Source organism: Halomonas eurihalina, from assembly GCF_008274785.1.
In the GTDB taxonomy this organism is placed as follows: Bacteria; Pseudomonadota; Gammaproteobacteria; order Pseudomonadales; family Halomonadaceae; genus Halomonas; species Halomonas eurihalina.
Genome location: NZ_VTPU01000001.1, coordinates 73,959 through 100,623, shown reverse-complemented (window position 1 = coordinate 100,623; position 26,665 = coordinate 73,959). Strand labels below are relative to the sequence as shown.

General features: G+C 64.0%; 26 protein-coding genes. 21 read left to right on the top strand and 5 right to left on the bottom strand.

Annotated elements, in window-relative coordinates; translation table 11 throughout:
* Nucleotides 1-219: 219 nt before the first annotated feature.
* Together FZZ93_RS00540 and FZZ93_RS00535 are read left to right on the top strand one after the other, a co-directional pair.
* Nucleotides 220-1,785, top strand: coding sequence for a sigma-54-dependent transcriptional regulator (locus FZZ93_RS00540; RefSeq protein WP_149320382.1), 1,566 nt, complete (start codon nt 220-222; stop codon nt 1,783-1,785).
* Nucleotides 1,782-2,396: a hypothetical protein gene (locus FZZ93_RS00535; protein WP_149320381.1), complete on the top strand. Its 615-nt coding sequence runs from the start codon at nt 1,782-1,784 to the stop codon at nt 2,394-2,396. Before FZZ93_RS00540 ends, FZZ93_RS00535 begins: the two co-directional genes overlap by 4 nt.
* 4 nt (nt 2,397-2,400) lie before the next feature.
* On the opposite strand, the gene cfa is transcribed toward FZZ93_RS00535, so the two are convergent.
* Nucleotides 2,401-3,552 carry a cyclopropane fatty acyl phospholipid synthase gene (gene cfa, locus FZZ93_RS00530; RefSeq protein WP_149320380.1) on the bottom strand — a complete coding sequence of 384 codons (1,152 nt, stop codon included), beginning with the start codon at nt 3,550-3,552 and terminating at the stop codon, nt 2,401-2,403.
* 162 nt (nt 3,553-3,714) lie between these two features.
* Here cfa and FZZ93_RS00525 point away from each other — a divergent pair, with 162 nt between their 5' ends.
* The 5 genes from FZZ93_RS00525 (at nt 3,715) to FZZ93_RS00505 (ending at nt 8,530) form a co-directional block, all read left to right on the top strand.
* Nucleotides 3,715-4,023: an MTH1187 family thiamine-binding protein gene (locus FZZ93_RS00525; RefSeq protein ID WP_149320379.1), complete on the top strand. Its 309-nt coding sequence runs from the start codon at nt 3,715-3,717 to the stop codon at nt 4,021-4,023.
* Nucleotides 4,024-4,279: 256 nt separating this feature from the next.
* Nucleotides 4,280-5,380 carry a 4-hydroxyphenylpyruvate dioxygenase gene (gene hppD, locus FZZ93_RS00520; protein WP_149320378.1) on the top strand — a complete coding sequence of 367 codons (1,101 nt, stop codon included), beginning with the start codon at nt 4,280-4,282 and terminating at the stop codon, nt 5,378-5,380.
* Between the two features lie 188 nt (nt 5,381-5,568).
* Nucleotides 5,569-7,029, top strand: coding sequence for a sodium-dependent transporter (locus tag FZZ93_RS00515; protein ID WP_149320377.1), 1,461 nt, complete (start codon nt 5,569-5,571; stop codon nt 7,027-7,029).
* Nucleotides 7,030-7,254: 225 nt separating this feature from the next.
* On the top strand, nt 7,255-8,064 hold the full coding sequence (cobA, locus tag FZZ93_RS00510) for a uroporphyrinogen-III C-methyltransferase (RefSeq protein WP_187774444.1): 810 nt from the start codon (nt 7,255-7,257) through the stop codon (nt 8,062-8,064).
* A 49-nt stretch (nt 8,065-8,113) separates the two neighbouring features.
* Nucleotides 8,114-8,530, top strand: a complete 417-nt coding sequence (locus tag FZZ93_RS00505; RefSeq protein ID WP_149320375.1) for a septal ring lytic transglycosylase RlpA family protein — start codon at nt 8,114-8,116, stop codon at nt 8,528-8,530.
* Between the two features lie 162 nt (nt 8,531-8,692).
* Here FZZ93_RS00505 and FZZ93_RS00500 read toward each other — a convergent pair whose 3' ends face one another.
* From FZZ93_RS00500 to FZZ93_RS00485, 4 genes are read right to left on the bottom strand one after another with little or no spacing between them, the layout of a single operon-like run.
* Nucleotides 8,693-9,757 carry an ABC transporter substrate-binding protein gene (locus tag FZZ93_RS00500; protein ID WP_149320374.1) on the bottom strand — a complete coding sequence of 355 codons (1,065 nt, stop codon included), beginning with the start codon at nt 9,755-9,757 and terminating at the stop codon, nt 8,693-8,695.
* Nucleotides 9,754-11,127, bottom strand: coding sequence for a sensor histidine kinase (locus FZZ93_RS00495; RefSeq protein ID WP_149320373.1), 1,374 nt, complete (start codon nt 11,125-11,127; stop codon nt 9,754-9,756). The genes FZZ93_RS00500 and FZZ93_RS00495 overlap by 4 nt, the downstream gene beginning before the upstream one ends.
* Nucleotides 11,124-11,786 (bottom strand): response regulator transcription factor, encoded by a 663-nt coding sequence (locus FZZ93_RS00490; RefSeq protein WP_149320372.1) that lies wholly within the window; start codon nt 11,784-11,786, stop codon nt 11,124-11,126. The genes FZZ93_RS00495 and FZZ93_RS00490 overlap by 4 nt, the downstream gene beginning before the upstream one ends.
* The gene (locus tag FZZ93_RS00485; protein ID WP_149320371.1) at nt 11,783-12,382 is read right to left on the bottom strand and encodes a helix-turn-helix domain-containing protein; all 600 of its coding nucleotides are present in this window, start codon (nt 12,380-12,382) and stop codon (nt 11,783-11,785) included. Before FZZ93_RS00485 ends, FZZ93_RS00490 begins: the two co-directional genes overlap by 4 nt.
* A gap of 185 nt (nt 12,383-12,567) precedes the next feature.
* On the opposite strand from FZZ93_RS00485, the gene FZZ93_RS00480 reads away from it, so the two are divergent.
* From FZZ93_RS00480 to FZZ93_RS00415, 14 genes are all read left to right on the top strand, one after another.
* Nucleotides 12,568-13,554 (top strand): Bug family tripartite tricarboxylate transporter substrate binding protein, encoded by a 987-nt coding sequence (locus FZZ93_RS00480; protein WP_149320370.1) that lies wholly within the window; start codon nt 12,568-12,570, stop codon nt 13,552-13,554.
* Nucleotides 13,554-14,006 (top strand): tripartite tricarboxylate transporter TctB family protein, encoded by a 453-nt coding sequence (locus FZZ93_RS00475; protein WP_149320369.1) that lies wholly within the window; start codon nt 13,554-13,556, stop codon nt 14,004-14,006. The genes FZZ93_RS00480 and FZZ93_RS00475 overlap by 1 nt, the downstream gene beginning before the upstream one ends.
* A complete protein-coding gene (locus tag FZZ93_RS00470) occupies nt 14,006-15,532 on the top strand; it encodes a tripartite tricarboxylate transporter permease (protein WP_149320368.1) in 1,527 nt (508 codons plus the stop codon). Before FZZ93_RS00475 ends, FZZ93_RS00470 begins: the two co-directional genes overlap by 1 nt.
* A gap of 365 nt (nt 15,533-15,897) precedes the next feature.
* Nucleotides 15,898-17,196 (top strand): urea ABC transporter substrate-binding protein, encoded by a 1,299-nt coding sequence (gene urtA, locus FZZ93_RS00465; protein ID WP_407650230.1) that lies wholly within the window; start codon nt 15,898-15,900, stop codon nt 17,194-17,196.
* Between the two features lie 168 nt (nt 17,197-17,364).
* On the top strand, nt 17,365-18,966 hold the full coding sequence (gene urtB / locus FZZ93_RS00460; protein WP_149320366.1) for an urea ABC transporter permease subunit UrtB: 1,602 nt from the start codon (nt 17,365-17,367) through the stop codon (nt 18,964-18,966).
* 6 nt (nt 18,967-18,972) lie between these two features.
* The gene (gene urtC, locus FZZ93_RS00455; RefSeq protein ID WP_149320365.1) at nt 18,973-20,097 is read left to right on the top strand and encodes an urea ABC transporter permease subunit UrtC; all 1,125 of its coding nucleotides are present in this window, start codon (nt 18,973-18,975) and stop codon (nt 20,095-20,097) included.
* Entirely contained in the window at nt 20,094-20,933 is an 840-nt protein-coding gene (gene urtD / locus FZZ93_RS00450) for an urea ABC transporter ATP-binding protein UrtD (RefSeq protein ID WP_149320364.1), read from the top strand. The genes urtC and urtD overlap by 4 nt, the downstream gene beginning before the upstream one ends.
* A complete protein-coding gene (gene urtE, locus FZZ93_RS00445; RefSeq protein WP_149320363.1) occupies nt 20,933-21,631 on the top strand; it encodes an urea ABC transporter ATP-binding subunit UrtE in 699 nt (232 codons plus the stop codon). Before urtD ends, urtE begins: the two co-directional genes overlap by 1 nt.
* 272 nt (nt 21,632-21,903) lie before the next feature.
* The gene (locus FZZ93_RS00440) at nt 21,904-22,794 is read left to right on the top strand and encodes an urease accessory protein UreD (RefSeq protein ID WP_149320362.1); all 891 of its coding nucleotides are present in this window, start codon (nt 21,904-21,906) and stop codon (nt 22,792-22,794) included.
* Nucleotides 22,795-22,937: 143 nt separating this feature from the next.
* Entirely contained in the window at nt 22,938-23,240 is a 303-nt protein-coding gene (locus FZZ93_RS00435; protein WP_013332033.1) for an urease subunit gamma, read from the top strand.
* Between the two features lie 24 nt (nt 23,241-23,264).
* A complete protein-coding gene (locus FZZ93_RS00430) occupies nt 23,265-23,597 on the top strand; it encodes an urease subunit beta (RefSeq protein WP_149320361.1) in 333 nt (110 codons plus the stop codon).
* Nucleotides 23,594-25,333, top strand: coding sequence for an urease subunit alpha (gene ureC, locus FZZ93_RS00425; RefSeq protein WP_149320360.1), 1,740 nt, complete (start codon nt 23,594-23,596; stop codon nt 25,331-25,333). The genes FZZ93_RS00430 and ureC overlap by 4 nt, the downstream gene beginning before the upstream one ends.
* A gap of 57 nt (nt 25,334-25,390) precedes the next feature.
* Entirely contained in the window at nt 25,391-25,864 is a 474-nt protein-coding gene (gene ureE / locus FZZ93_RS00420) for an urease accessory protein UreE (RefSeq protein WP_149320359.1), read from the top strand.
* The gene (locus FZZ93_RS00415) at nt 25,854-26,543 is read left to right on the top strand and encodes an urease accessory protein UreF (RefSeq protein WP_149320358.1); all 690 of its coding nucleotides are present in this window, start codon (nt 25,854-25,856) and stop codon (nt 26,541-26,543) included. The genes ureE and FZZ93_RS00415 overlap by 11 nt, the downstream gene beginning before the upstream one ends.
* The last annotated feature ends 122 nt before the right edge of the window (nt 26,544-26,665 follow it).

Genomic DNA, 26,665 nt, shown 5'->3' with positions numbered 1-26,665 from the left:
GCACGGCGAAGGCAGTGCTGCACAGCGCGGATAGATGCGCTGGCATGGCCAAAGGTGTAAGGAAAACGTTACGAATATCGATCGGGTGGGTCATGATGGCGGGTCGGCGTGGAGTGTCGCGCGTTGTGGCGGGTGTTTTGTCACGTTATCTTGACAGTTGAGTCACGTCGCCCTGACGGTGAATGTTGCATCGCCCGCTTTCCCATCGAAGAGACCTCCATGCGCTTGAGATTTCATTGCCAGAACCGGATCGGTATCCTGCGCGATATCGTCGCCCATTTCGCCGACTACGGGCTCAACGTGGCCCATGGCGAGGTCGGCGGGGAGCACGGCAATGCCATCTATCTGCATGTCCCCAACTTGCTCAATGCCCAGCTCACCACCCTGAGGCCCGAACTGGAGCGGGTGCCGGGCGTGTTCGGGGTACGTCGCGTCAGCTTGATGCCCAGCGAGCGCCGTCATCTGGAACTCGATGCGTTGCTGTCATCGCTCTCCGATCCCGTGATGTCCATCGACATGGAGGGGCACCTGGTGGCCGCCAATCGTGCCGCGGGCCAATTGCTCGGCGTGCGTGTCGATGAGGTGCCGGGACTGTCGCTGGACCGTTATCTGCCCGACCTGGATCTGCCGGCGCTGATCCGGCGCAACAATGCCCGGGTCAATGGGCTGCGTATTCGCCTGCATGATGCCACCTACCTCGCCGACATCGCCCCGCTGCATCGCGAGAACCTCGAGGATGTGGCGTCGCTGGCCGGTGCCGTGGTGACCCTGCACCGTGCCGACCGTATCGGCGAGCGCATCTATCATGTGCAGCGCCAGGAGTCGCGGGGCTTCGAGTCGTTGTTTCAGTCGAGCCCCCGGCTCGAGGCCTTGATCCGCGAGGCACGGCGCATGGCGCCGCTGGATGCGCCATTGTTGATCCAGGGCGAAACCGGTACCGGCAAGGAGCTGCTGGCGCGGGCCTGTCATCTGGCCAGCGCGCGAGGGCAGTCTCCGTTCATGGCGTTGAACTGTGCCGGCCTGCCGGAATCCATGGTCGAGACCGAGCTGTTCGGTTATGCCCCGGGGGCCTTCGAGGGGGCACGCCCGGAGGGCAAGCTCGGTCTGCTGGAACTGACCGCCGGTGGCACCATCTTCCTCGATGAGGTGGGCGAGACCAGCCCGCGCATGCAGGTCAAACTGCTACGCTTTTTGCAGGATGGCGGTTTCCGCCGGGTCGGCAGCGACGAGGAGACTTATCTGGATGTGCGGGTGATCTGTGCCACTCAGCAGGACTTGCCCAGCCTGTGTGGCGAGGGACGGTTTCGTCAGGATCTGTACCACCGCCTCAATGTGCTGACCCTGACGGTTCCTCCCTTGCGCGACTGTCTGGATGGCATTGAGGCCTTGGCCGAACACTTCATTGACCGCGCCGCACGGCAGATCGGCTGCCCCTTGCCGAGTCTATCGTCGGCTGCTGTAGCCAGGCTGTGTGCCTATCATTGGCCGGGTAATGTGCGCCAATTGGAGAACGTGCTCTTCCAGGCCGTCTCGCTGTGCGAGGGCGGGACCATCGAGCCCGCTCACTTGCGTCTTCCCGATGTCGGGCAGGCGCCGGGGCTGGCCGGCATCGATCTGGATGGCTCGCTGGCCGATATCCTCGGCGAAGTCGAGCGCCGGGTGTTGACCACGCTTTATCCTCAGAATCCGTCGAGTCGGCAATTGGCGAAACGCTTGGGCGTCTCGCACACCACCATCGCCAACAAGCTCAAGCGTCATGGCATCGGCGGGGGAGACGAGGCATGAATGTCGTTCAGCGGGGGCGCCTGCCCCTGTGGCTGAAGGTGGTCTTCACGCTGTGGATACTGTTCTGGGCCCCGGCGGTGGCCATCAAGGTCGGCGTCCAGAACTATCTCTGGCTGTGCAACCTGGCCAACTTTCTGCTGTTGGTGGGCCTTTGGGCCGAAAGTCGGCTGATCATCTCCATGCAATGGCTGGCCACTGCCCTGGTGGGCAGCCTCTGGGCGCTGGATGCAGGCGTCGCCTGGGTATCCGGATGGCATCCCATCGGCGGTACCGAGTATATGTTCGACGCGAACACGCCGTTGGGCGTGAGGTTATTGTCGCTCTACCATCTGATTCTGCCGCTGGTCGCCGGCGTCGGTGTGGCGCGTCTGGGCTATGCGCCCCGGGCGCTGGTCTGGCAGACCGTGCTGACCTGGCTGGCGGTACCGGCCGCTTTCCTGTTGACCGAACCCTGGCGCAACGTTAACTGGGTGCATGGGCCCTTCGGGGCGCCGCAGAACCTGCTTGATCCCGTCGTCTACCTGATCGGCTTGATGCTGGCCTGGCCATTGCTGCTGTATCTGCCTGTTCATCTGGTCACGCGCTGGCTGAGCCGTCGCATTCGTCGATGAATGCTCAGCGCGGCGCGTCGTAACGGCCATCGAGACGGTGCGAATAGACGACCTGCCAGAGTTGCAGGTCCCGAGCCCGAAAGGCGCCGGCGCAGACCGAGAGGTAATAGCGGAACATCCGGCGAGTCCGCTCGTTGTAGCGGTCGGCGATCTCGTGCCAATGGGCGTCGAAATTCGCCAGCCAGGCCATCAGGGTGCGATCGTAGTCAGCGCCGAAGTTCTGCCAATCTTCCATCAGCAACTTGCCTTCGCTGGCATCGGCGATGTGCTTGATCGACGGCAGGATGCCATTGGGAAAGATGTAACGGTGAATCCAGGGATCGGCGCCAATGTCCGAGGTGTTGGAGCCGATGGTATGGAGTACGAAGAGGCCATCTTTCGCCAGCAGGCGTTGCACCGTGTTGAAATAGGTGGCGTAGTTGCGGTGGCCGACATGTTCGAACATGCCGATGGAAACGATGCGATCGAAGCTGCCTTCCAGGTCACGGTAGTCCTCGAGAAGGATCTCGACAGGCAGTCCTTCGCAGCGCTGTCGGGCCAGCTCGGCCTGTTCGCGGGAGATGGTGATGCCGGTGACTTCGACGCCGTAATGGCGTGCGGCGTGTTCGGCGAAGCTGCCCCAGCCACAGCCGATGTCCAGCACGCGCATCCCGGGGCGCAAGTCCAGTTTGCGGCAGGCCAGGTCGAGCTTGGCCACCTGGGCTTCGTGCAGGTTGTTCGCGTTCTTCCAGTAACCGCAGGAATAGCACATGGTCTCGTCGAGCATGCGCTGGAAGAGGTCGTTGCCAAGGTCGTAGTGGGCCTCGCCGACGATGTAGGCCCTGGCGCGACTCTGCAGATTCACGAGGCCCGATTGCAGGCGGTACTTCAAACGCTCCGAGCGCGACTTGGCATGCTCGCCCAGCCCGTGACGCAGCATCAGCTGCGCCATTTCATCGATGCGCTCGCACTCCCACCAGCCGTCCATGTAGGACTCTCCCAGTCCCAGGGTGCCCTGGCGCAGGACTCGCGAGAAGAAATCAGGGTGGTAGACCTGGATATCCTGAGGCGAGCTACCATTCAGGGTGACGCCCGAACCGTCCAGCAGTTTCTCTACGGTATGGCGAGCCCGTGTATCGGGCAGGGCCACGGGGCCAAGGTGCGGTTCACTGGTCATGGAAGTCCTCCTGATCCTTCAGGCGCGCATGGTAAGTGTGACGAGCCGGCGTGCTGGATGGGGCGCTGGTCCGATGGAACCCTGTTATAAGTACTCAGCGTAGACCAGGCCCAATTGTTCTTGGTAATCAACCCTTTTGACATTCTATATGAGGGAGTTCCGATGAATGTGATCATCGATATCTGTGTGGTACCCATCGGGGTCGGCGTTTCGGTATCCGCTCATGTTGCGGCTTGCCAGGAGGTTATCCGTGAGGCAGGTCTCGAGCATCGCATGCATGCTTACGGTACCAATGTCGAAGGCCCTTGGGACGATGTCATGGCGGCGGTCAAGCGCTGTCATGAGGTCGTCCATGAAATGGGGGCGCCGCGTATCACCACGACGATGAAGATTAGCACGCGAACGGATCGTGTGCAGCACATGGACGAGAAAGTCGCGAGCGTGACCGATCGGTTCGATGGCAAGCCGTGAGGATGGCGTAGGTGTCAGCTTGACGTGACGCGCTGTCAATATTTCGTTACGTGCTGGATGAGCGTAACGGGGCACGGAAGGCTTCGTCACGCAGGCTTTACACCAAGGGGAGGAGAATGCCGTGCGGGGCCGGTCGATGCCGGTGGTTCGGGCGTTCCGGCACTGTCGTGGGAGCACTAGGCTGGAGGCATCTCAGGGCCGAGTGCCCGAAAGATCTTCACCACCGACACAACCACAACCGAGATCGGAGGATGCAATGAACGCTCCCGCCAAGACGCCCCGCACCATCAGCGAGACCAATCCCATCGGGACCGATGGCTTCGAATTCGTCGAATACACCGCACCCACCGCGGAGGGCATCGAGGCCCTGCGTTCCCTGTTCCTGACCCTGGGCTTCACCGAAACGCGTCGCCACCGTTCCAAGGCGGTGAGCCTGTTTCAACAGGAGAACATCAACTTCGTGCTGAATGCCGAACCCGATAGTCATGCCGCTGAGTTCGCGGCCAAGCATGGACCCTCGGCCTGTGCCATGGCCTGGCGGGTCGCCGATGCCAAGCTGGCCTTCGAACATGCTGTCGAAGCCGGTGCCAAGGCCGTTGAGTCCCAGGTGGGGCCCGGCGAGGTAGGGATTCCGGCCGTCGAGGGCATTGGTGGCTCCTTGCTGTATTTCGTCGATCACCAGGTGGATGGCGAAGGACGTACCATCTATGACATCGATTTCGAAGCGATTCCCGGGACGAGCTCCAGCGACAACAGCGCCGGTCTGCAGGTGCTGGACCACCTGACGCACAATGTCGATCGGGGGCAGATGAATGTCTGGGCGGATTTCTATACGCGCCTGGCCAACTTCCGCGAGATCCGTTACTTCGATATCGAAGGCAAGAAGACCGGCCTGCATTCCCGGGCGATGACGGCGCCCTGCGGCAAGATGCACATTCCGATCAACGAGTCCGCCGACGACACCTCCCAGATCGCCGAATTCCTGCGCGAGTACAATGGCGAGGGCATTCAGCACCTGGCCATGGCCACTGACGACATCTATGCCACGGTGCGAGCGCTGAAGGCCAACGGCATCACCTTCATGACCACGCCGGACACCTATTACGAGAAGGTCAACGCCAGGGTTCCCAATCATGAGGAGAATCTCGAGGAACTGCGCGAACTGAATCTACTGGTGGATGGCGGCCCCGAGCAGGGTGTGTTGCTGCAGATCTTCACCGAGACCGTGATCGGCCCGATCTTCTTCGAGATCATCCAGCGCAAGGGCAATGACGGCTTCGGCGAAGGCAACTTCAAGGCGTTGTTCGAATCGATCGAGGAAGACCAGATTCGCCGTGGCGTGCTCAACGACGACTGACCCGTGAGCCGCGCTGCCCCCGCCACCCTCTGGCGGGGGTGGGCTCGAGGCACATGCAACAACAATACGTCGCCTCTCTGCCCAATCACGACAAAATCCGTCACAATATTGCCGCTGCAATCTGCCCTGTCGCGTGATGGGCGACAACAGTGACGGGTAAAACAAGAGTTCCGTGATCCTGGTGTAACATGACAAAGACTGAACGACCCCGTACCCAGTGGCTCGGCCGCTGGGGCTTCGTCCTGGCGGCTACCGGCTCAGCGGTCGGCCTGGGCAATGTCTGGAAATTCCCCTACATGACCGGCGAATACGGAGGTGCTGCCTTCGTACTCGTTTACCTGATCTGCATTCTGTCGGTGGGTGTGCCGGTGATGATGACCGAAATCGCCCTCGGGCGCCGCGGTCGTGGCAGCCCCATCGACGCTATTCGGCGCATGGCCAGTGAGTCGGGCCGCTCCTCGGCCTGGTCGTTGCTCGGCTGGATGGCAATGCTGTGCGGTTTCATGATCCTGTGCTTCTACGTGGTGGTGGCTGGCTGGTCCTTCGCCTATCTGTGGAAGATGATCAGTGGTGGCCTGGCAGGTTCCAGTGTCGACGACATGGCCGCCATCTTCTCCGCCAACAATGCCAACCCCTGGAGTCTCGGTGCCTGGAGCACGCTGGTGGCGGTGGCCACCATGGTGATCGTCGGCAAAGGGGTTCAGTCCGGCATCGAGAAGAGCGTCAGTTGGATGATGCCGGGCATGGTCATCATGCTGATCATCATGATCGCCTATGGGGCCTTTTCGGGTGGCTTCGGCGAGGCGCTGGACTTCCTGTTCGCCTTCAATGCCGGCAGCCTCACCAGTGAGGGCATGCTGGCGGCCATGGGGCATGCCTTCTTTACCCTGTCGCTCGCGTCGGGCGCCATCCTGACCTATGGCAGCTACCTGCCGCGGGGCGCCTCCATCGGTCGCACCACCCTGACCGTGGCGGTGGCCGATACCCTGGTGGCGTTGATGGCGGGACTGGCGATCTTCCCGGTGATATTTGCCAACGGCATGGAGCCGGGCAGCGGCCCGGGGCTGATCTTCATGAGCCTGCCGCTGGCATTCCAGGCGATGCCCCTGGGCACCCTGTTCGGCATCCTGTTCTTCGTGATGCTGTCGATGGCGGCGCTGACCTCGTCGATCTCCATGGTCGAGGCTACCGTCTCCTGGCTCACCGACAACAAGGGGCTCAGCCGTCGTGCGGCATCATGGGGTACCGGCATCGTGCTCTGGGTGATCAGTACGCTGGCGATGCTGTCGTTCAACGTCGGCGCCGACTGGACGCTGCTCGGCAAGCACTTCTTCGACTGGCTGGACTTCCTGACGTCGCGCCTGATGATGCCGCTGGGTGGCCTGGGCATGGCGCTGCTCGCCGGCTTCGTGCTCAAGAGCGAGACGCTGCGCGAGGAGCTCGGCCTGTCGCCGATGGTCCATGGGCTGTGGCTGTTCATGGTGCGCTATGTGAGTCCGCTGGGTATCCTGCTGATCTTCGTCGATGCCCTGGGATGGCTCGATATCGACTTCGCCGCGCAATGGCCGTGGCTGGTGCTGGTGCTGGCCATCGTCACCCTGGTCGGCGAGCTGGCTCGTCCGGGGCTGAAGCGTGCCTTCTGTCCCTGACGGTCGAGCATTTCCAGCCTCTGTACGTCGCCCCCGCAAAGCGGGGGCGACGTCATTTCGGCCCATCATTTGGTTATATGCTTGCGTTGCCTCGTTCATGGTAATTGTCGTGCTTTTTAATTACTTTATTGCATATAGAATTTTTATAGCCAGGAATTGTGGAATATGAGTGCCAGCTCTCGAACGCCGTCGCACGATGCCTTGCCGCCGTCGGCTTCCGAGTCGATGCCGGGGCGGGTCAGTCTGGTGGGAGCCGGGCCGGGGGATCCCGAGTTGTTGACCGTCAAGGCGCTGCGGCGCCTGCAGTCGGCGGAGGTGATCTTGCATGATCGCCTGGTAAGCGAGGAAATTCTGGCGTTGGCCAACCCGAGTGCTCAGTGTCTGTACGTCGGCAAGCAGCGTTCTCGGCACAGCCTTCCCCAGGAGGAGATCAACCAGGCACTGGTGGACTGGGCTCGGGCGGGCAAGCGGGTCGTGCGGCTCAAGGGCGGGGATCCCTTCATCTTCGGTCGTGGCGGCGAAGAACTCGAGACCCTGGTCAGTGCCGGCGTCATGGTCGAGGTGGTTCCCGGCATTACTGCTGCTTCGGGATGTGCCGCCTATGCCGGCATTCCCCTGACGCACCGTGATCATGCCCAGTCGGTGCGTTTCGTTACCGGCCATCTGCGCGATGACAGCTGCGAACTGGATTGGCCGACCCTGGCCCAGCCAGGCCAGACCCTGGTGTTCTACATGGGGCTGGGCAGTCTCGAGATCATCGGAGAACGCCTGCAGGCCCATGGGCTGGCGCCTGACACCCCGCTGGCGCTGATCGAGCAGGGCACCACGCGTCGACAGAGGGTGCATGTGGGAACCCTGGCCAATTTGCCTTCGGCGGACGATGCGGATAAGATTCGACCGCCGACACTGATCATCGTCGGTACTGTAGTGACGTTGCACGGCGCGCTGGATTGGTTCGACAGCGCACGAGCCGGGGCCGCCGGCTGGTTGCAGGGAAAGCACCCGACGCCGTCTGACACGTCTCAAGGCGCCTGATTACCATGAGGAGGCTGGTATGGGCGTACAAGCTGTCGTGAGGTGACGCATGGGGTTTTCTGACAAGACGAGTGGCGTGAAGCGCCGATTCCTGCGACATGGCGTGCTTGCCATGGCGCTCTTTTTGCTGAGCGGCTGTGCGAGTGACGGCGTGGCCAGCGAGTCGGGGCTGGCACCGCTCCAGAAAGGTGTCGCGTCCTACTACAGCGACCGCTTTCAGGGCCGCACCACCGCCAGCGGTGTGCCCTTCGACCAGCGAGCGCTGACCGCGGCCCACAAATCCCTGCCTTTCGGCACCAAGGTGTTGGTGACTCGCCGCGACAATGGTCGCCAGGTGGAGGTCATGATCAACGACCGTGGCCCCTATGTCGATGGCCGTGTCATCGACCTGTCCAAGAGCGCCGCCCGGGAACTCGGCATGCTGGGACGTGGTGTGGCGCCAGTGGAGCTCAGCTACGTGCGCTGAGCCTGCACTTGTCGGAAAGACGCTTGGGCTCGCCGATTTTCCTGCAGCGCTTGACGCTGTCGTGTGATCCGGCGAACCCTGCTTCTTCCTTCTTCCTTCTTCCTTCTTCCTTCTTCCTTCTTCCTTCTTCCTTCTTCCTTCTTCCTTCATCGAAACGACCTTTCAGGGTGTGCCATCCTCGCGCTCGAATTCGCGGCGCCAGCGTGTCAGCAGGGCCTGGCGCTTGAGGTTGTCGAGGGTCGCCAGCAGCCCGGGCCCCAGCGACAGTGGACGCAAGGCGTTACTGTGTTCGGCGCGCCAGGCATCGGCTGTGCCGGGGCCGCTCAGCTCGGGATGAATGGCGCCCAGGGTGGTCTGGCCGGCGATCACGCCTTGCCCGGCTTCGCTGATCAGGTAGTCGAGAAAGCGTTGCGCGCTGCGTGGGTGCGGGGCCTGGCGCGGCATGAAGGCCAGCCGTTGGATCACCAGGGTATAGTCGTCCGGAACCACCATTTCGAGATCCGGGTTGGCGTCGACGACACGACGCGCATAACTGCCCAGCAGGTTATAACCGATCCAATAGCGCCCGCTGGCGAGGCCTTCGAGCATTTCGCCGGTGGTGTCTACCAGCGCGGTATCGACATTGCCCAGCGCCGTGACCAGATCCCAGTAGCGCGGCGAAAGCCGCGACTCCTCGATCGCGTAGGTGTAACCGGCACCGCTGCGCTCCGGGTCATAGGTCACGATTCGGTTACGTAGCGCGTCATGGTGGTCACGCAGGATAGCCAGCAGCTCGTCATGGCTGTCCGGTTGGCCGTAGCGTTCCACCAGCTCGCGACGCACTACCATGACGATCGGCTCGAAGGTGAAGGCGAACAGCTCGTGACGCCAGCGTGCCCAGGCTGGCCAGTCACGCGATGCCGGGGTGTCCAGCGGCTGGGCATGGCCATCGTTGACGAGTCGATACTGCCAGGGCATGGCCGAGGAGATGAGGACATCGGCCTCGTCGGGTGTGGCCAGAAACCGCCGATACAGCGGCAGGGTATCCAGGTTGCGATAGGTCAGTTCGACATGCGGATGGCGACGATGGAAGTCGTCCAGCAGTGGCCGGACGTTGGCCACATCCAGGGCGCCCTGAACAATCAATGGCTCCGGTCGTTCGGTGCCGGAGGCAGCTGGGTAGTGCACCACCTGGGCGGTGGCGGTGAGCGGTAGCAGCAAGGTGAACAGCAGGAGCAGGGCTTTCATGGCGGATCTCCGGGGAAGCTCAGGGTGACCTTCAGCCCCTGGCCGTCGTGACCGTCGGCGAGGCCAAGGCGTGCGCCGTGGGTCCGGGCAATACCATCGACGATGGCCAGGCCCAGGCCGGAACCGTCCGGATCGTCGCTGCCGCGATGGAAGGGGCGCAGCATCAGCAGGCGTTTGGCTTCGGGGATGCCAGGGCCGTCGTCCTCGACCTCGAGCATCGGGGGCGCCTCGGTCACTCTGACGGTAATGCGGTGGGCTCCATAGCGACGCGCGTTGTCGATCAGGTTGCCCAGTGCCTCCTCGAGCTGCCAGTCGAGCCCCTGCACCTCGACCGTGTTCTGCGGGGTTTCCAGGCCAAGGTCGATGCCGTCGCGATGACAGGCGCTCCAGTGCTGCTTGACGGCTTGCCGGGCAATTCCATCGAGGGCCACGGGCGCGAGTTGCGGTCGATACTCGGGATTGTCGAGCCGGGTCAGCGACAGTAGTTGCATGGCCAGGCGCGAGGTGCGGGTGCTGGTTTCCTGCATGGCGATCAGCGCCTGACGCCATTGCGCCGGGTCGTCCTGGCGAAGGGCCAGCTCGGCGCGGGCCGACAATCCGGCCAGCGGCGTGCGTAGCTGATGCGAGGCGTCGCCGATGAAACGTTCCTGGTTGGCGCGCACGCGGCGCATGCGCGCCAACAACTCGTTGAGCGTCTCGCGCAGCTCGGCCAGTTCGCGGGGCAGGGGCAGTTCCAGGGGTGCCAGGGTGCGTGGGTCCCGGGCGCGGATGGCGCGTCGCAGGCGAGTGAGCGGGGCGAGGGCGGTGCGGATGGCGATCACCATGGTGGCGGCCGCCAGCAGGGCCATGCCGAGGATATAGGCCAGGTTGCCGCGCAGCAGTTGGCTGGCCAAGCGCTCGCGACCCTCCTGGGTATGGGCGACGCGGACGTCGAAGCGCTCGCGCTGGCGCCAGTCTTCCAGGCGGGTGCGTCGAATGCCTTCGCGCAGGGCCATGCCGCGCCATTGGATGTCGCGATAGAGGAGCCCGCCGTCGGCCGCGATTGCCTCGTCGCTGGCGCCCGGCAATTCGGCATTGCCGGTGACGAAGCGGCCCCGATTGTCGTAGAGCGCATAGAAGACGCGCTCCTCGGCGTCAGTGGCCAGCATCTCGAGTGCGGCGGGCGGCAGGTCGAGCCACAAGCGATCATCCTGCCACTGGACCTGCTCGGCGATTGCCAGGGTCGCGGCCTCGAGCAGTCGATCGAAGGCGCGGTCGGCGGTCTGGCGGGCATCGATCCAGGCCTGGAACAGCATCAGGCCGCCGAGTGCCAGCATGGGCAGCAGCAACCACGTCAGCAGCCGGCGATAAAGGCTGTTGCGGGTGATCAAGACGCCTCCAGCAGATAGCCGATACCACGCACGGTACGCAGGGCGATGCCGTCATCGCTCAGACGCTTGCGCAGACGGTGCACGTAGACCTCGATAGCATTGTCGCCCATGGATTCGCCCTGGAAGGCTTCTTCGGCCAGGCGTGCCTTGTCCACCGGCTCGCCGGCATGGCGCATCAGGCAGGCCAGCAGGCGCTGTTCACGCGGTGGCAGCGAGAGGGCCTCATCGGCGAGGCTGAAGCGCTGCGCGAGGACATCGAAGCGTAGCGGGCCGACCTGGAGCATCTGGTGGCGCTCGCGACGGCGCAGCAGGGCGCGAATTCGGGCCTCGAGCTCGTCCAGGGCGAAGGGCTTGGCGAGATAGTCGTCGGCGCCGAGATCCAGCCCGCGTACCCGATCTTCCACGGCACCGCGCGCGGTGAGAATCAGCACGGGCGTATCGCGGTCGTGGCGACGCAGGGTTTCCAGTACGTCCAGTCCGCTGCGGCCGGGCAGGTTGAGGTCCAGCAGGATCAGCTCATTGCCGTGATTCGCCGTATCGAGCGAGGCGTGAGCCTCGATGCCGTCGGACAGGTGACGGACACGATGTCCCCCGAGTTGCAGGGCGTCCACCAGGGTCTCGGCCAGCAGACGATCGTCTTCGACCAGCAGTACCGTCATGGTGTCGTCTCCTCGGTCTCGTGGAGTCTTGCCAGGGCACTCTCGAGGGCGTGGCATGCGCGTTGCGGGCTGAGCCGGCTCGCTGGTCCCGAGAGCGTCAGCCATAGTGAAGGGAAGTCGGGGTCATTGCCCAGTGCGCGGCATTCCATGGTACCGCCCGGCAGCGAGGGGCGGGGATCCTCCGTGGTGTCGATTTCCCAGCGTTGTCCCGGCCTGAGGTCGTGCCGCAGGTCGGCATCGGGCAAGGCGACCAGCCGGCATTCGGCGACCCCCGGCTGCGTTTCCAGCAAGGCCGCGGTTTCGCCGGTTTCGGCGGTCAGCCGGTCGAGCAGGGGCTGGATGCGCGTGGCCAGCTGGCGTGAAGGGGCATGACGACGCGCCAGGCGTGACGGGGTGCCGCCCAGCCGCCAGCGGCCGTCGCCGCCACGCTGCACATAGTCGTGACGCTCCAGCGAGCCGAGCAGGCGCAGTAGGGTGCTCTTGTAGAAGCCGGTGGCCTGGGCGAGGTCGGCGAGGGTGAAGTGCTCCTGGGGGGAGTCGAAGGCTTCGAGCACTGTCAGGGCACGTTCGACGGCTTCCACACGGTCCTGGGCCATGTCATGCCTCTCCATGTCACGAGATTGAACTTTGGTCGCAATTTAGTGTGCAGGGCGTTGACCCGTTCGAGCGTCACGCCTAGCTTTCCATCCTAGGGAACGTTGTTCTGCCTTACAGAATTGTAAGCTAGCCGTCAGCGTCCTTCAAGCGACCTTCATTTCACTGACCTCAGAGGACAACAACAATGTCCATCAAGACGCCGCTCACCTTCGTTGCCGTCGCCGCCTTCACGGTCGGCGCGAGTTCCGCCATGGCCTTCGAGCCGGAGGGCAAGATGGAGTGCCTGGCCCCCGCCGATCCGGGTGGCGGTTGGGATTTTACCTGCCGCAGCGTCGGTAACGTCCTCGAGGAGCTGGACCTGGTGCCGGCCAACGTGCAGACCATCAACATGGCCGGCGCCGGCGGCGGTGTGGCCTATGCCCATACTGTCAGCAAGCGCGCCGGCGACGACCAGTTGCTGGTGGCGGCTTCCACCGCCACCACAACGCGCCTGGCTCAGGGACAGTTCCCCGGCATGAATGCCGACATGGTCAATTGGATCGGCGCACTGGGGGCCGATTATGGTGTCATCGCCGTATCCGACGACTCTGAGTACGACGATCTGCCGGAACTGATGGATGCGCTCAAGGAGGATCCACGCAGCGTCAAGTTCGCCGGCGGTAGTGCCAAGGGTGGCTGGGATCACCTCAAGGTGCTGATTGCCGCCCAGGCGGCGGGCGTGGAGAGCCTGCCGCGCATTCCTTACCTCTCCTACAACAATGGCGGCGAGGCCATGACCCAGGTGGTCGGTGGCCATGTCGATGCCTTCACTGGCGACATCACCGAGGCTCAGGGCTTCATGGAGTCGGGCGACCTGCGGGTACTGGCAGTGCTTTCCGAGGAGCGCCTGCCCGGCGAGTTCAGCGATATTCCCACCGCCAAGGAGCAGGGAATCGACGCTCTCGGCCCCAACTGGCGTGGTTTCTACATGCCGGCCGATATCTCCGATGAGGCCAAGCAGTACTGGACCGATGCCATGGACACCGTCTACCAGAGCGAGGAGTGGAAGAGTGTCATGAAGCAGAACGGCCTGATGCCGTTCCACATGAGCGCCGGTGAATTCGATGAGTTCGTCAAGAACCAGATCGATGAAATCGAGACACTTTCCAAGGACATCGGGTTGATCCAGTAATGACCTTCAATGACCGTATCTTCGGTGTTCTGATGATTGTCCTGGCCGTCGCGTACGGCTGGGGCGCCAGCCAGTTCCCCGTTCCGTTTGGTGGGTCCGAGGCAGTTGGACCCGAGACCTTTCCCTATCTGCTGGCCGTGGTGCTCGGACTGAGCAGCTTGTACCTGATCGTGCGCCCCGACCCGGACAATGCCTGGCCCTGGAGCCGCACCGGCATCGAGCTGGTCATTGCCGTGGTGGTCCTGCTGCTCTACACCGCGCTGCTGCAGCCGCTGGGCTTCATCATCAGCACCACCCTGGCGGTGGGCACCCTGTGCTGGCGCATGGGCGCTAGCCTGCCCAAGGCTTATGTGACCGGCGCCGTCGCCGGCGTGGTGGTGTTTTTGATCTTCAACTATGCCCTGGGCCTCGCGTTGCCGCTGGGTCTGCTGTCGTTCCTGGAGGTTGGCTGATGGAAACCCTGGGTTATCTGATGGACGGTTTTGCGGTCGCGCTGGCACCGCACAACCTGATGTTTGCCTTGCTGGGGGCCTTTCTCGGCACCCTGATCGGCGCTCTGCCGGGCCTCGGGCCGGCCAACGGCGTGGCGATACTGATTCCGCTGGCCTTCACGCTGGGGCTGCAGCCTGAGACCGCGCTGATCATGCTCACCTCGGTGTATGCCGGTGCCATGTACGGCGGACGCATTTCCTCTATCCTGCTCAACATTCCCGGCGACGAGCCGGCGATGATGACCTGCCTCGATGGCTATCCGATGGCCCAGAAGGGCAAGGCCGCCGAGGCGCTGGCGATCTCCGCCGTGGCCTCGTTCATGGGCAGCCTGATTGCCACCATTGGTTTGATTCTGCTGGCGCCCTTGCTGGCCGACTTCGCCCTGACCTTCGGTCCGGCGGAATATTTCGCTCTCTTCCTGCTGGCCTTCGCCACCCTGGGCGGGATCACCGGCAAGAACCCAGTGAAGACCGTGGTGGCCGCCTGCATCGGGCTGATGATCGCCACCGTGGGTATCGACACCACCGGCGTGCAACGCTACACCTTCAACGTGCTTGAGCTCTATGAGGGCGTGGACTTTATCATCGCCATCGTCGGCTTGTTTGCCATCTCCGAACTGCTGTTCTTCATCGAGGACAAGGCCGGTGGCGGCAAGGAGAAGATGACCGTCAACAAGCTGACGCTGTCCTGGAAGGACATTCGCGAGATCATGCCGTCGAGCATCCGCGGTGGCATCCTGGGCTTCATCGCCGGTGTGCTGCCGGGGGCGGGCGCCTCGCTGGGCAGTTTCATCGGCTATACGCTGGAAAAGAAGATCGTCGGCAAGAAGGGCTATTTCGGCCAGGGTGACCCGCGCGGCGTGGCCGGCCCCGAAGCCGGCAACAACGGCGCCTCCAGTGGTGCCCTGGTGCCCATGCTGACGCTCGGCGTGCCGGGCAGCGGCACCACCGCGGTGCTGCTGGCGCTGCTGATCTCGCTGAACATCACGCCGGGACCGCTGATGTTCACCCAGAACGCCGACATCGTCTGGGGCGTGATCGCCGCGCTGCTGATCGGCAACTTCCTGCTGCTGGTGCTGAACATTCCGCTGGTGGGGATCTTCGTCAAACTGCTCTCGGTGCCGCCGATGTATCTGTTGCCGATCGTCACCATGATCGCCTTCGTCGGCATCTACTCGATCAGCAACACGACCTTCGATCTCTACTTCATGGTGGCCTTCGGCGTGGCTGGCTATGTGCTGCGCAAGTTGGAGATTCCGCTCGTGCCGGTGATCCTCGGCCTGCTGCTGGGGCCGGAGATGGAGAAGAACCTGCGCCATGCCATGGACATCTCCGATGGCGACTGGACCGTTCTCTGGAACAGTGGCCTGGCCATCGGCCTGTGGGTGTTCGCCGGGCTGGGGCTGATCCTGCCTTATATCGTCGGGCCCATCCTGCGTCGGCGGATGAAGGTCGCCACCGGGACGGGAGGTCCCGAAAGCGACTGAACCTGTCGCTACTGGCGATTCCCTGACGGGGGCACTGGCATGGCCAGTGCCCCCGTCTTGTTGTTGGTCGCACGGTAGAGGTGCAAGGCGGGCGATGTTGGCACTGATTCGAGGCGATGGCCGATCGTTGACTGCACCAAGGCAGCACATCGAGAACGTGCGGTAGGTGGCGAGACGCGCTACTTGCCTGACATCAAAGCAATAATCAAATGAAAGGTGATTCTGGCGTGACCCTTGCAAGGATTGTGGGCAGGGAGTGCACCCGGTGCATGCCCTGACTGTCGATCACTGGCTGTCGATCACTGACTTCCGATAACAACGATCCGGATCGCAAGGAGATCACCATGACCTCACGTCGTCCCGCCATGCGTGCTCACTGGCTGGCTGCTCCATTATTGAGCCTGGCCGTCGTCACACCCGCCCTGGCGCAGGAAGATCCCATCAAGGTGGGCATCCTGCATTCGCTGTCCGGCACCATGGCGATCAGCGAAACGGTGCTCAAGGACACCGTGGAGATGCTGGTCGAGCAGCAGAACGCCGAGGGTGGCCTGCTGGGCCGTGAACTGGAAGCGGTGGTGGTCGATCCCGCCTCCGACTGGCCGCTGTTTGCCGAGAAGGCCCGCGAGCTGCTCGCGCAGGAGGAGGTCGATGTCATCTTCGGCAACTGGACGTCGGTGTCGCGCAAGTCGGTGCTGCCGGTGGTCGAAGAGCTCAACGGCCTGCTCTTCTATCCGGTGCAGTACGAGGGCGAGGAGTCCTCCGAGAACGTCTTCTATACGGGCGCGGCGCCCAACCAGCAGGCGATTCCCGCGGTCAACTACCTGCATGATCAGGTTGGCGTCGAGCGCTGGGTGCTGGCTGGTACCGACTACGTCTATCCGCGTACCACCAACAAGATCCTCGAGGCCTTCCTGAAGAACGAATTTGGCGTGGTCGACGAGGACATCATGGTCAACTACACGCCCTTCGGACACTCGGACTGGCAGAACATCGTCTCCGAGATCAAGGCCTTCGGCAGCGAGGGCAGGAAGACGGCGGTGGTCTCCACCATCAACGGCGATGCCAACGTGCCTTTCTACCGCGAGCTTGGCAACCAGGGCATCGATGCCGCCGACATCCCGGTCGTCGCCTTCTCGGTGGGCGAGCAGGAGCTCACCGGTATCGACACCGGTCCGCTGGTTGGCCACCTGGCCGCCTGGAACTATTTCATGAGCGTCGATACCGATACCAACTACGACTTCATCGACGCCTGGATAGCGCACACCGGCGACGAGATGGCGGTGACCAACGACCCCATGGAAGCGCACTACATTGGCTTCAACATGTGGACCGAGGCGGTGCGCAAGGCTGGCACCACCGACGTGGACGCGGTCAAGGACGCCATCATCGGTGTCTCGGTGCCCAATCTCTCGGGCGGCTATGCAGCAATGATGCCCAACCACCACATCACCAAGCCGGTGCTGATCGGCGAGATCCAGGACAACGGTCAGTTCTCCATCGTCTGGGAGACGCCTTCCACCGTGGCCGGCGACGCCTGGTCCGACTATCTGGAAGGCTCCAGGGACCTGATCAGCGACTGGCGCAAGCCCATGGAATGCGGCAACTACAACGTGGTGCGCGGCAGCTGTGGTGGTAGCCAGGCCGAGGAAGAGGCGTCCGAATAACACCCCGATCTTGATGCCCGATGCTGGGCGCCGGGGACAGGGCGTAGTGAGGGTCATCTGCCATGGATGGCAGATGTAGCGCCCAGGGATGGGGTCACAGCGCCCTCACGAAGGCCTGTCGACGGCTAAGCCCAGCTTTCCGCAAGATGTCGAATACAGGACACGCCCATGAGGATGCTCCCACGCTTCCTGTCAGGCCTGCTGTGCCTGTGCCTGCTGTGCGGCCTACCGCTGGCCGCACAGGCGCAGGACGATCCCGGCCAGGCCCTGCTGGATCCCCTCGCGACCGCCTCCTACGCCGAGAAGGGCGAGGCGATCGAGGCCATCATCGAAAGCGGCGACGCGCGCAGCCGTCGTTGGCTCGAGGCGCTGCTCGGCGGCAAGCTGCAGCGCCACAAGGACACTGGCCGCTTTGTCGTGGTCGTCGAGAATCGCGGCCGCAATTGGCCGGTGGTCGATGCGCTGAGCTTCGAGGATGCCGGCGAGATGTCGCGCCGCGAGCTCGACCGCATCGGTATCAACAATGCCCTGCGCGGCCAGTTGCAGGGCGCGCTGGCGGTGCTCGACCTGCATGCCGACGAGGTCCGCGAGCGTCGCGAGGCGGCCAGGGCGCTGCTCGGCGATGTCGATGCCGGTCTGGTCGAGCCGATCCGGGCGGTCATCGACGGTGAAGAGGACGCCGAGGTGCGTCGCCTGCTCGAGCAAGCCCTGGCCATCCATCGCCTGGAGGAGGGCGAGGCTGCGGCGGTGGACGCCCTGAGTGGCAGTCTCAATGCCCAGGTACGCTCGGCGCTGAATGCCGCCAGCCGCAGCGAGGATCCGGAACTCGCCGCCGCCGCGACCTCGGCCCTGGCCGATATCGAGCAGAAGATGACGCTCAACCGCGGCCTGGAGACCCTCTACTTCGGCCTCTCGCTGGGCTCGGTGCTGGTGCTGGCGGCCATCGGCCTGGCGATCACCTTCGGCGTCATGGGGGGCATCAATATGGCCCATGGCGAGCTGATCATGCTCGGTGCCTACACCACCTGGGCCATGCAGCAACTGCTGCCCGGCCAGCCCGGCCTGGCGCTGTTGCTGTCGATCCCCGCTGGCTTTCTGGTGGCGGCACTGGCGGGAGTGGTCATCGAGCGGGGTGTCATCCAGTTCCTCAAGGGACGACCGCTGGAGACCCTGCTGGCCACCTTTGGTGTCAGCCTGATCCTGCAACAACTGGTGCGCACGGTGATCTCGCCGCAGAACCGTAGCGTGGTCACGCCGGAGTGGATGAGCGGCTCGCTGATGCTCAACGAGGGCCTCTCGCTGACCCTCAATCGCCTCTACGTGCTGGGCTTCGCCCTGGTGGTGTTCGCCGCTCTGATGCTGGTGATGCGACGTACCCGCCTGGGCCTGGAAGTGCGGGCGGTGACCCAGAACCGCGGCATGGCACGCGCCATGGGCATCCGTGCCACTCGTGTGGATATCCTGACCTTCGCCCTGGGCGCCGGGGTGGCGGGTCTGGCCGGGGTGGCGCTCTCGCAGCTCACCAACGTTGGCCCCAACCTTGGCCAGAACTACATCATCGACTCCTTCATGGTGGTGGTGTTCGGCGGTGTGGGGAATCTCTGGGGCACTCTGGTGGCCGGCCTGTCGCTGGGCGTCATCAACCAGGTGCTCGAGCCCTGGGCCGGTGCGGTGCTGGCCAAGATCGTGGTGCTCGTGTTCATCATCCTGTTCATCCAGAAGCGCCCCCGCGGACTCTTTCCGCAGAAGGGCCGGGCAGCGGAGGGCTGATTCACCATGTGGTTGACAAGACCGTTTCGTGAGCGCGCCACCCGGCTGTTCCTGGGCATCCTGCTGGCCGCCCTGGCGTTGGTGACGCTACTCAACCTGGCTGTGCCGGCGGGCCATCCGCTGCATGTCTCCACCTATACGGTGACGCTGCTCGGCAAGTATCTGAGCTATGCACTGCTGGCGGTGGCCGTCGATCTGGTGTGGGGTTATCTGGGCATTCTCAGCCTCGGCCACGGTGCCTTCTTCGCCCTGGGCGGCTATGCCATGGGCATGTACCTGATGCGCCAGATCGGCGATCGGGGCACCTACGGTGACCCGGTGCTGCCGGACTTCATGGTGTTCCTGGACTGGGACAGCCTGCCCTGGTACTGGCTGGGCTTCGACATGGCCTGGTTCGCCTTTCTGATGGTGCTGCTGGCGCCGGGCCTTTTGGCGCTGGTGTTCGGTTTTCTGGCATTTCGCTCGCGGGTCACCGGGGTGTATCTGTCGATCATCACCCAGGCCATGACCTTCGCCCTGATGCTGGCCTTCTTCCGCAACGAGATGGGCTTCGGCGGCAACAACGGCCTCACCGATTTCCGCGAGCTACTGGGCTTCGACCTGAGAAGCGACGCCACCCGGCTGGGACTGTTCCTCGCCACCGGCATCGCCCTGGCACTGGGCTATGTGCTGTGCCGGGCGATCGTCGCCAGCAAGCTGGGCCGGGTCAGCGTGGCCTGCCGCGACGCCGAGGCGCGCACTCGCTTTCTGGGCTATCGGGTCGAGCGTTTCCAACTGTTCGTCTTCGTGGTCTCGGCGATGCTCGCCGGGCTGGCCGGCGCCCTTTACGTGCCCCAGGTGGGCATCATCAACCCCAGCGAGTTCTCGCCGATCTTCTCCATCGAGGTAGTGCTGTGGGTGGCGCTGGGCGGCCGCGCGACCCTCTACGGGGCGGTGATCGGCGCGCTGCTGGTCAACTATGCCAAGACGGTATTCACCGGGGTGATGCCCGATGCCTGGCTGTTCGCCCTGGGCGGCATGTTCGTGCTGGTCACTGTCTTCCTGCCCAAGGGCATCGCCGGTTTGCTGCGCTTGCGTCCCTGGCGTCGCGCCGGGACATCCCAACCGACCGCAGGGGAGGCTGCCACATGAATTTCCTGCAATCCCTGGCCGATCGCGAACGCGTCTTCGACTTCCTGGCGCCGGCGGCGTCGCCGGTGGACGTGCGCCACGGGCCCATCCTCTATCTGGAAGACGTCAGTGTCAGCTTCGATGGCTTCAAGGCCATCGATGCCCTCAACCTGACCATCGACGACGGTGAGCTGCGCTGCATCATCGGTCCCAACGGGGCCGGCAAGACCACCATGATGGACATCATCACCGGCAAGACCCGACCCGATGCCGGCTCGGCGTGGTTCGGCAGCCGTCACGACCTGCTGACCATGAACGAGCCGGAGATCGCCAGTCTCGGTATCGGTCGCAAGTTCCAGAAACCCACGGTGTTCGAGGCGTTGACGGTGTTCGAGAACCTGGAACTGGCCATGGCCGCCGACAAGCGCATCCTGCCCACGCTGACCGCGCGTTTGACCGGCGAGGTTTGCGAGCGCATCGAGGAGGTGCTGGCGACCATTGGTCTCATCGAGCTGCGTCAGGCGCCAGCGGGCATCCTGTCCCACGGCCAGAAGCAGTGGCTGGAGATCGGCATGTTGCTGATGCAGCGGCCGCGCCTGCTGCTGGTGGACGAGCCGGTGGCCGGCATGACCGAGCAGGAGATGGAACGCACCGCCGAGCTGCTCACCGGCCTGGCCGGCAAGGGCAAGCAGTCGGTGGTGGTCGTCGAGCATGACATGGGCTTCGTGCGTTCCATCGCACGCACCGTGACGGTGCTGCACCAGGGCAGCGTGCTGGCCGAGGGCAGCATGGAGCGGGTTGCCAGCGATCCGAAGGTGGTCGAGGTGTACCTGGGAGTCGAGGGGGAGGTCGCCTGATGCTGAGCATCGACACGCTCAACCAGTTCTACGGCGAGAGCCATACTCTCTGGGATCTCGACCTCGAGGTGCCGGCAGGGCAGTGCACCTGCGTGATGGGGCGCAATGGGGTCGGCAAGACCACGCTGATGAAGGCGGTCATGGGCGAGGTGGCCACGGCCTCCGGCAGTATCCGCTATGCCGATGACGTGGAATTGACCCGCAAGCGCGTGGAGGAGCGCTCGCGACTGGGCATCGGCTATGTGCCTCAAGGCCGACAGATCTTTCCGCTGCTCACAGTCGAGGAAAATCTGCGTACCGGCCTGGCCGCGCGTGGCGACGGCCGCAAGTCGATTCCCGAGCGCATTCATGAACTCTTCCCAGTGCTGGCCGAGATGCGCCATCGCCGCGGTGGCGATCTCTCCGGCGGCCAGCAGCAGCAACTGGCCATCGGGCGCGCCCTGGTGCTGGAGCCGCGTCTGCTGATTCTCGACGAGCCGGGAGAGGGCATCCAGCCCAATATCGTCACCCAGATCGGCGAGGTGATCCGCCGGCTGATCGCCGAGGACGGCCTGACCGTGCTGCTGGTGGAACAGAAACTGCCTTTTGCGCGCCGGTACGCCGATCGTTTCGCCATCCTGGACCGTGGTCGGTCGGTGGCCGGGGGAGAAATCGGCGAGCTCTCCGATGCGCTGATCAAGGAGCATTTGACCGTCTAGGCTTCCAGTCACGCGCTACGAGCGCCCGTCACGGTTTCGATCGCGGCGGGCGTTTTGCTCTGTGCCGGTGCAGATGGTGTCGATGCGCACTGTAGTGGTGCGAAAGGCTGCCTTTTTACCGGTCGCTGTGGTGCATGCAGTTATCTGGATACCTGTTTGTGTACAATATAACCATATGATTAAAAATGGTTTTTTTGTGTCTTCACCAAATTGGTACGCGACTTGCTGGGTATGAGGCAATGATCGCCACCGGATACACAGGATTCTCGTCAATGACGGCTATTCCACGCGCCATTCCTTCGCCTGACGAGTCCGGTCACCGTTTCGATGGTCATCGCCGTTGGGCCGCCTCGCTGGAACTGGGGTTCGATGCTCGTGCGGATGGCCATACCCGCTTGGCGCGGGCGCGTCACCAAGGGCCATTGCGCGTCCAGAGGCCCTTCTATCCGGAAGGTGGCTCGGAAGCTTGCCATGTCTACCTGTTGCATCCGCCCGGTGGGGTGGTCAGTGGCGACTCGCTGAATATCGATGTCGAGGTGGCGGCTGGCGCTCGAGCACTGTTGACGACCCCGGCTGCCAACAAGCTCTACCGGGCCGATAGCCACGCCGTGACCTGGGAGCAGAACACCCGGCTGCGGGTGGAAGACGACGCCATCCTCGAGTGGTTGCCCCAGGAGACGATCGCCTTCGACGGTTCCCGGGGCCAGCAGACGACGACCATAGAGCTCAGCGACCAGGCCCGCTGCCTGGGCTGGGAGGTACTGGCACTGGGGCGTCCGGCTAGCGATTTGCCCTTTGCCAGCGGATGCCTGGAACAGCGCTTTCACCTGACTCGGGCAGGGCGGCCGTTATGGCTGGAGCGACAGCCCCTGGAACCCGAGCATCCTCGCTTTGGTGGTTACTGGGGGCAGGGCGGCGCCACGGTTCAGGCCTCGCTCTGGACGGTAGGCCTCGACGATGCGGACGACGCCATCACGGCCTTGCGAGATGGGTTGACGGCCTCGCCGCGCTGGGCGGTCACGCTGCGCAATGACGTCCTGCTGTTGCGTTACCTGGGGGATTCGCGCAATGAGGCCTGGGAGTCGTGTCGGCGTGCCTGGGAAATACTGCGGCCCCGGTTGGCGGGGTGTGAGGCCCACGAGCCGCGGATCTGGAGGACTTGAGCGGAAGAGGGAAGACGTAAGAAAGAAGAAGCAAGAAGGAAGAGGGTGCTTGGAGGCGCTTGGCGCCGTTCTTCACGCTTCTAGCGGCGTTAGCCGCGCTTCCCGGGCGTGAAGCGCCGGTTTTACATCTTGAGGAGATCGCTATGGAACTGACCCCACGCGACAAGGACAAGCTGCTGCTGTTCTCGGCGGCGCAGTTGGCCGAGCGCCGTCGGGCGCGCGGGCTCAAGCTCAACTATCCCGAGGCGGTGGCGTTGATCAGCTTCGAGATCCTGGAGGGCGCCCGCGACGGACGCACGGTGGCCGAACTGATGGGCTACGGTCGCGAGATCCTGGGTCGCGACGATGTCATGGAGGGGGTGGCCGAGATGGTCGATGAGGTGCAGGTGGAGGCGACCTTCCCCGATGGGACCAAGCTCGTGACCGTACATAACCCCATCGTCTAAAACTGGCTGCAAAGGATGAGTTCCATGATTCCCGGTGAATACCAGCTTCAGGACGGCGAGATCGCGCTCTGCGAGGGGCGCGAGCGCGTTACCGTCGACGTCGCCAATACCGGCGATCGGCCGGTTCAGGTCGGTTCCCATTATCACTTTGCCGAGGTCAATCCGGCGCTGGTCTTCGAGCGAGAGAAGGCGCGTGGTTATCGCCTCGACGTGGCTGCCGGCACGGCGATCCGCTTCGAGCCGGGCCAGAGTCGCGAGGTGACGCTGATTCCGTTTACCGGTCGCCGCCATATCTACGGTTTCCGCGGCGAAGTGATGGGCGCGCTGGACGCCGATGACCAGGGAGGCCAGTCATGACATCTTCCAACCGCTCACCCAATACCTCTCCCAACAAGATCGGCCGGCAGGCCTATGCCGACATGTACGGCCCCACGGTGGGCGACCGGGTACGCCTGGGTGACACCGAGCTGTGGATCGAGGTGGAGCGCGACGCCACCCATTACGGCGACGAGGTCAAGTTCGGTGGTGGCAAGGTGATCCGCGATGGCATGGGCCAGAGCCAGCGTCACGACGCCGCCGTGATGGATACCGTGATCACCAACGCTCTGATCCTCGACTGGTGGGGGATCGTCAAGGCGGACGTGGGGCTCCAGGATGGTCGCATCGCCGCCATCGGCAAGGCCGGCAATCCCGATACCCAGCCCGATGTCGAGATCGTCATCGGCCCCGGCACCGAGGTAATCGCCGGCGAGGGCAAGATCCTCACCGCTGGCCACATCGATTCCCATGTTCACTTCATCTGCCCACAGCAGGTGGAGGAGGCGCTGGCCAGTGGTGTCACCACCATGCTGGGTGGCGGCACGGGGCCGGCCACGGGGTCCAACGCCACCACCTGCACGCCGGGCGCCTGGCACATCGGCAAGATGCTCCAGGCCGTGGATGACCTGCCCATGAACATCGGCCTGCTCGGCAAGGGCAATGCCAGCCTGCCGGAGGCCCTGGAGGCTCAGCTCAAGGCCGGCGCCATGGGGCTCAAGCTGCACGAGGACTGGGGCACCACGCCGGCCTCCATCGACAACTGCCTGGCGGTGGCCGAGCGCTACGACGTCCAGGTGGCGATCCACACCGATACCTTGAACGAGTCGGGTTTCGTGGAGGACACGCTCGCCGCCTTCAAGGAACGCTGCATCCACACCTACCATACCGAAGGGGCGGGCGGCGGCCATGCGCCGGATATCCTCACTGCCTGTTCCAAACCCTACGTGCTGCCGTCCTCCACCAACCCCACGCGTCCCTATACGGTCAATACCATCGACGAGCACCTGGACATGCTGATGGTGTGCCACCACCTCGATCCCAACATTCCCGAGGACGTGGCCTTCGCCGACTCGAGGATCCGCCGCGAGACCATCGCCGCCGAGGACATCCTTCACGATATGGGCGTGATTTCGATGATCGCCTCCGATGCCCAGGCCATGGGGCGGGTCGGCGAGGTGATCTGCCGGACCTGGCAGACCGCGCACAAGATGAAGGTGCAGCGTGGCCTGTTGCCGGAAGACGTCGAACGTGGCGCCGACAATCTGCGGGCGCGTCGCTATATCGCCAAGACCACCATCAATCCGGCATTGACGCATGGCATCGCGCACGAGGTGGGCTCGGTGGAGGTCGGCAAGCTGGCCGACCTGGTGCTGTGGGACCCGGCCTTCTTCGGCGTCAAGCCGGCGCTGGTCCTCAAGGGCGGCATGATCGCCCTGGCGCCCATGGGCGATCCCAACGGCTCGATTCCCACCCCCCAGCCGGTGCATTACCGGCCGATGTTCGGCGCCCTGGGCCGGGCGGCCAGCCAGACCCGGCGAACCTTCGTCAGTCAGGCAGCCCTGGACGCCGGCATCAAGGAACGGCTGGGCCTGGCCAGCGAGCTCGCCGCCTGTCGCGACGTACGCGGCGTGCGCAAGTCCGACATGAAGCTCAATGAGGCTTGCCCCGAGTTACAGGTCGATCCCCAGACCTATGAGGTGCGGGCCGACGGCGAACTGCTGACCTGCGAGCCGGCCACCGAACTGCCGCTGGCCCAGCGTTATCACTTGTTCTGAGCTACGAGCTACGAGCTACGAGCTCAAAGCTCGAGGCCCGAAACTGAGGGTGAATTGATGTTGAAACTGACCGAACGCCTGGGGCCCATCGAAGCGGCGCGGGCGAGTGACACCCTGACCTTGCCGTTCGAGTCGCGTACCCGAGGGCGTCTCAAGGCGACCAGCGATGGTGGCCGTGAGCTGGGGTTGTTCCTGGATCGCGGCGCGGTGCTGCGCGATGGCGATGGCCTGCGTGCCGAGAGCGGGGAGGTCGTGATGGTCCGTGCGGCCGACGAGTCGGTGGTCACGGGATGGATCGATACCGGCCTGCCGCTGGCCAGGCTCGCCTATCACCTGGGTAACCGCCATGTGCAGCTGGCGCTGGGCGAGAACGAGCGCGGCGGCTTCGTGCGCTTTCCGCCGGATCATGTACTGGAAGAGCTGGCCGAACGGCTCGGCGCACGGCTCGAGTGCCATGAAGCGCCGTTTGATCCCGAGCCTGGCGCCTATGTCGCAGCCGGTCATCATCACGGTCACGATCATGTCCATTGAAGCCGACCATCGCGATCCGCTGGCCCTGGCGGGGCTGCTGCAACTGGTCAGCCCGGCGTTGCCGATCGGTGCCTTTGCCTGGTCGCAGGGGTTGGAGAGCGCCTTCGAGCTCGGCTGGGTGAATGATGAGGAAAGTCTCGAGGCCTGGATGCAGGGCGTGCTCGACGATGGACTGACGCACTGCGACCTGCCGGTGCTGGTGCGTGTCATGCGGGCCTGGGAGGGCGACGACGCGGCGGCGTTGGTGTACTGGAACGACTGGCTGCAGGCCAATCGCGAGACCCGGGAGCTGCTCGAGGAAGAACACCGCCTGGGCGCGGCGCTGGTGCGGCTGCTGGGCAACCTGGAGCTCCTGCCGACAGCGCCACGGATCCCCGAGACACCGGGCTATGTGGTGATGTTCGGCCTGGCGGCCTGGCGACGCGGGATTGCCGAGCGGGAGGCGCTGTTGGGCTTTGCCTGGGCCTGGCTCGAGAACCAGCTGGCGGTGGCCTGCAAGGCCTTGCCGCTGGGGCAGACGGCGGCCCAGCGCATCATTGAGCGCATGCGGCCCGCCCTGGCCCGGGCGGTCGAGGCGGCATCGAGGTTGTCTGACGATGAGCTCGGGCCGGCATTGCCCGGCCTGGCGCTCGCCAGCGCCCTGCACGAGACCCAGTATTCGCGGTTATTCAGGAGTTAGCGGGAAGAGGGAAGCGCGGCTAACGCCGTTAGAAGAGTGAAGAACGGTGCCAAGTCTTCGAGAGAGAAGGCGTCTCCTGTCGCTCCAAATCTTGCGGTCAGCTCGTCTTCCTACTTCCTGCT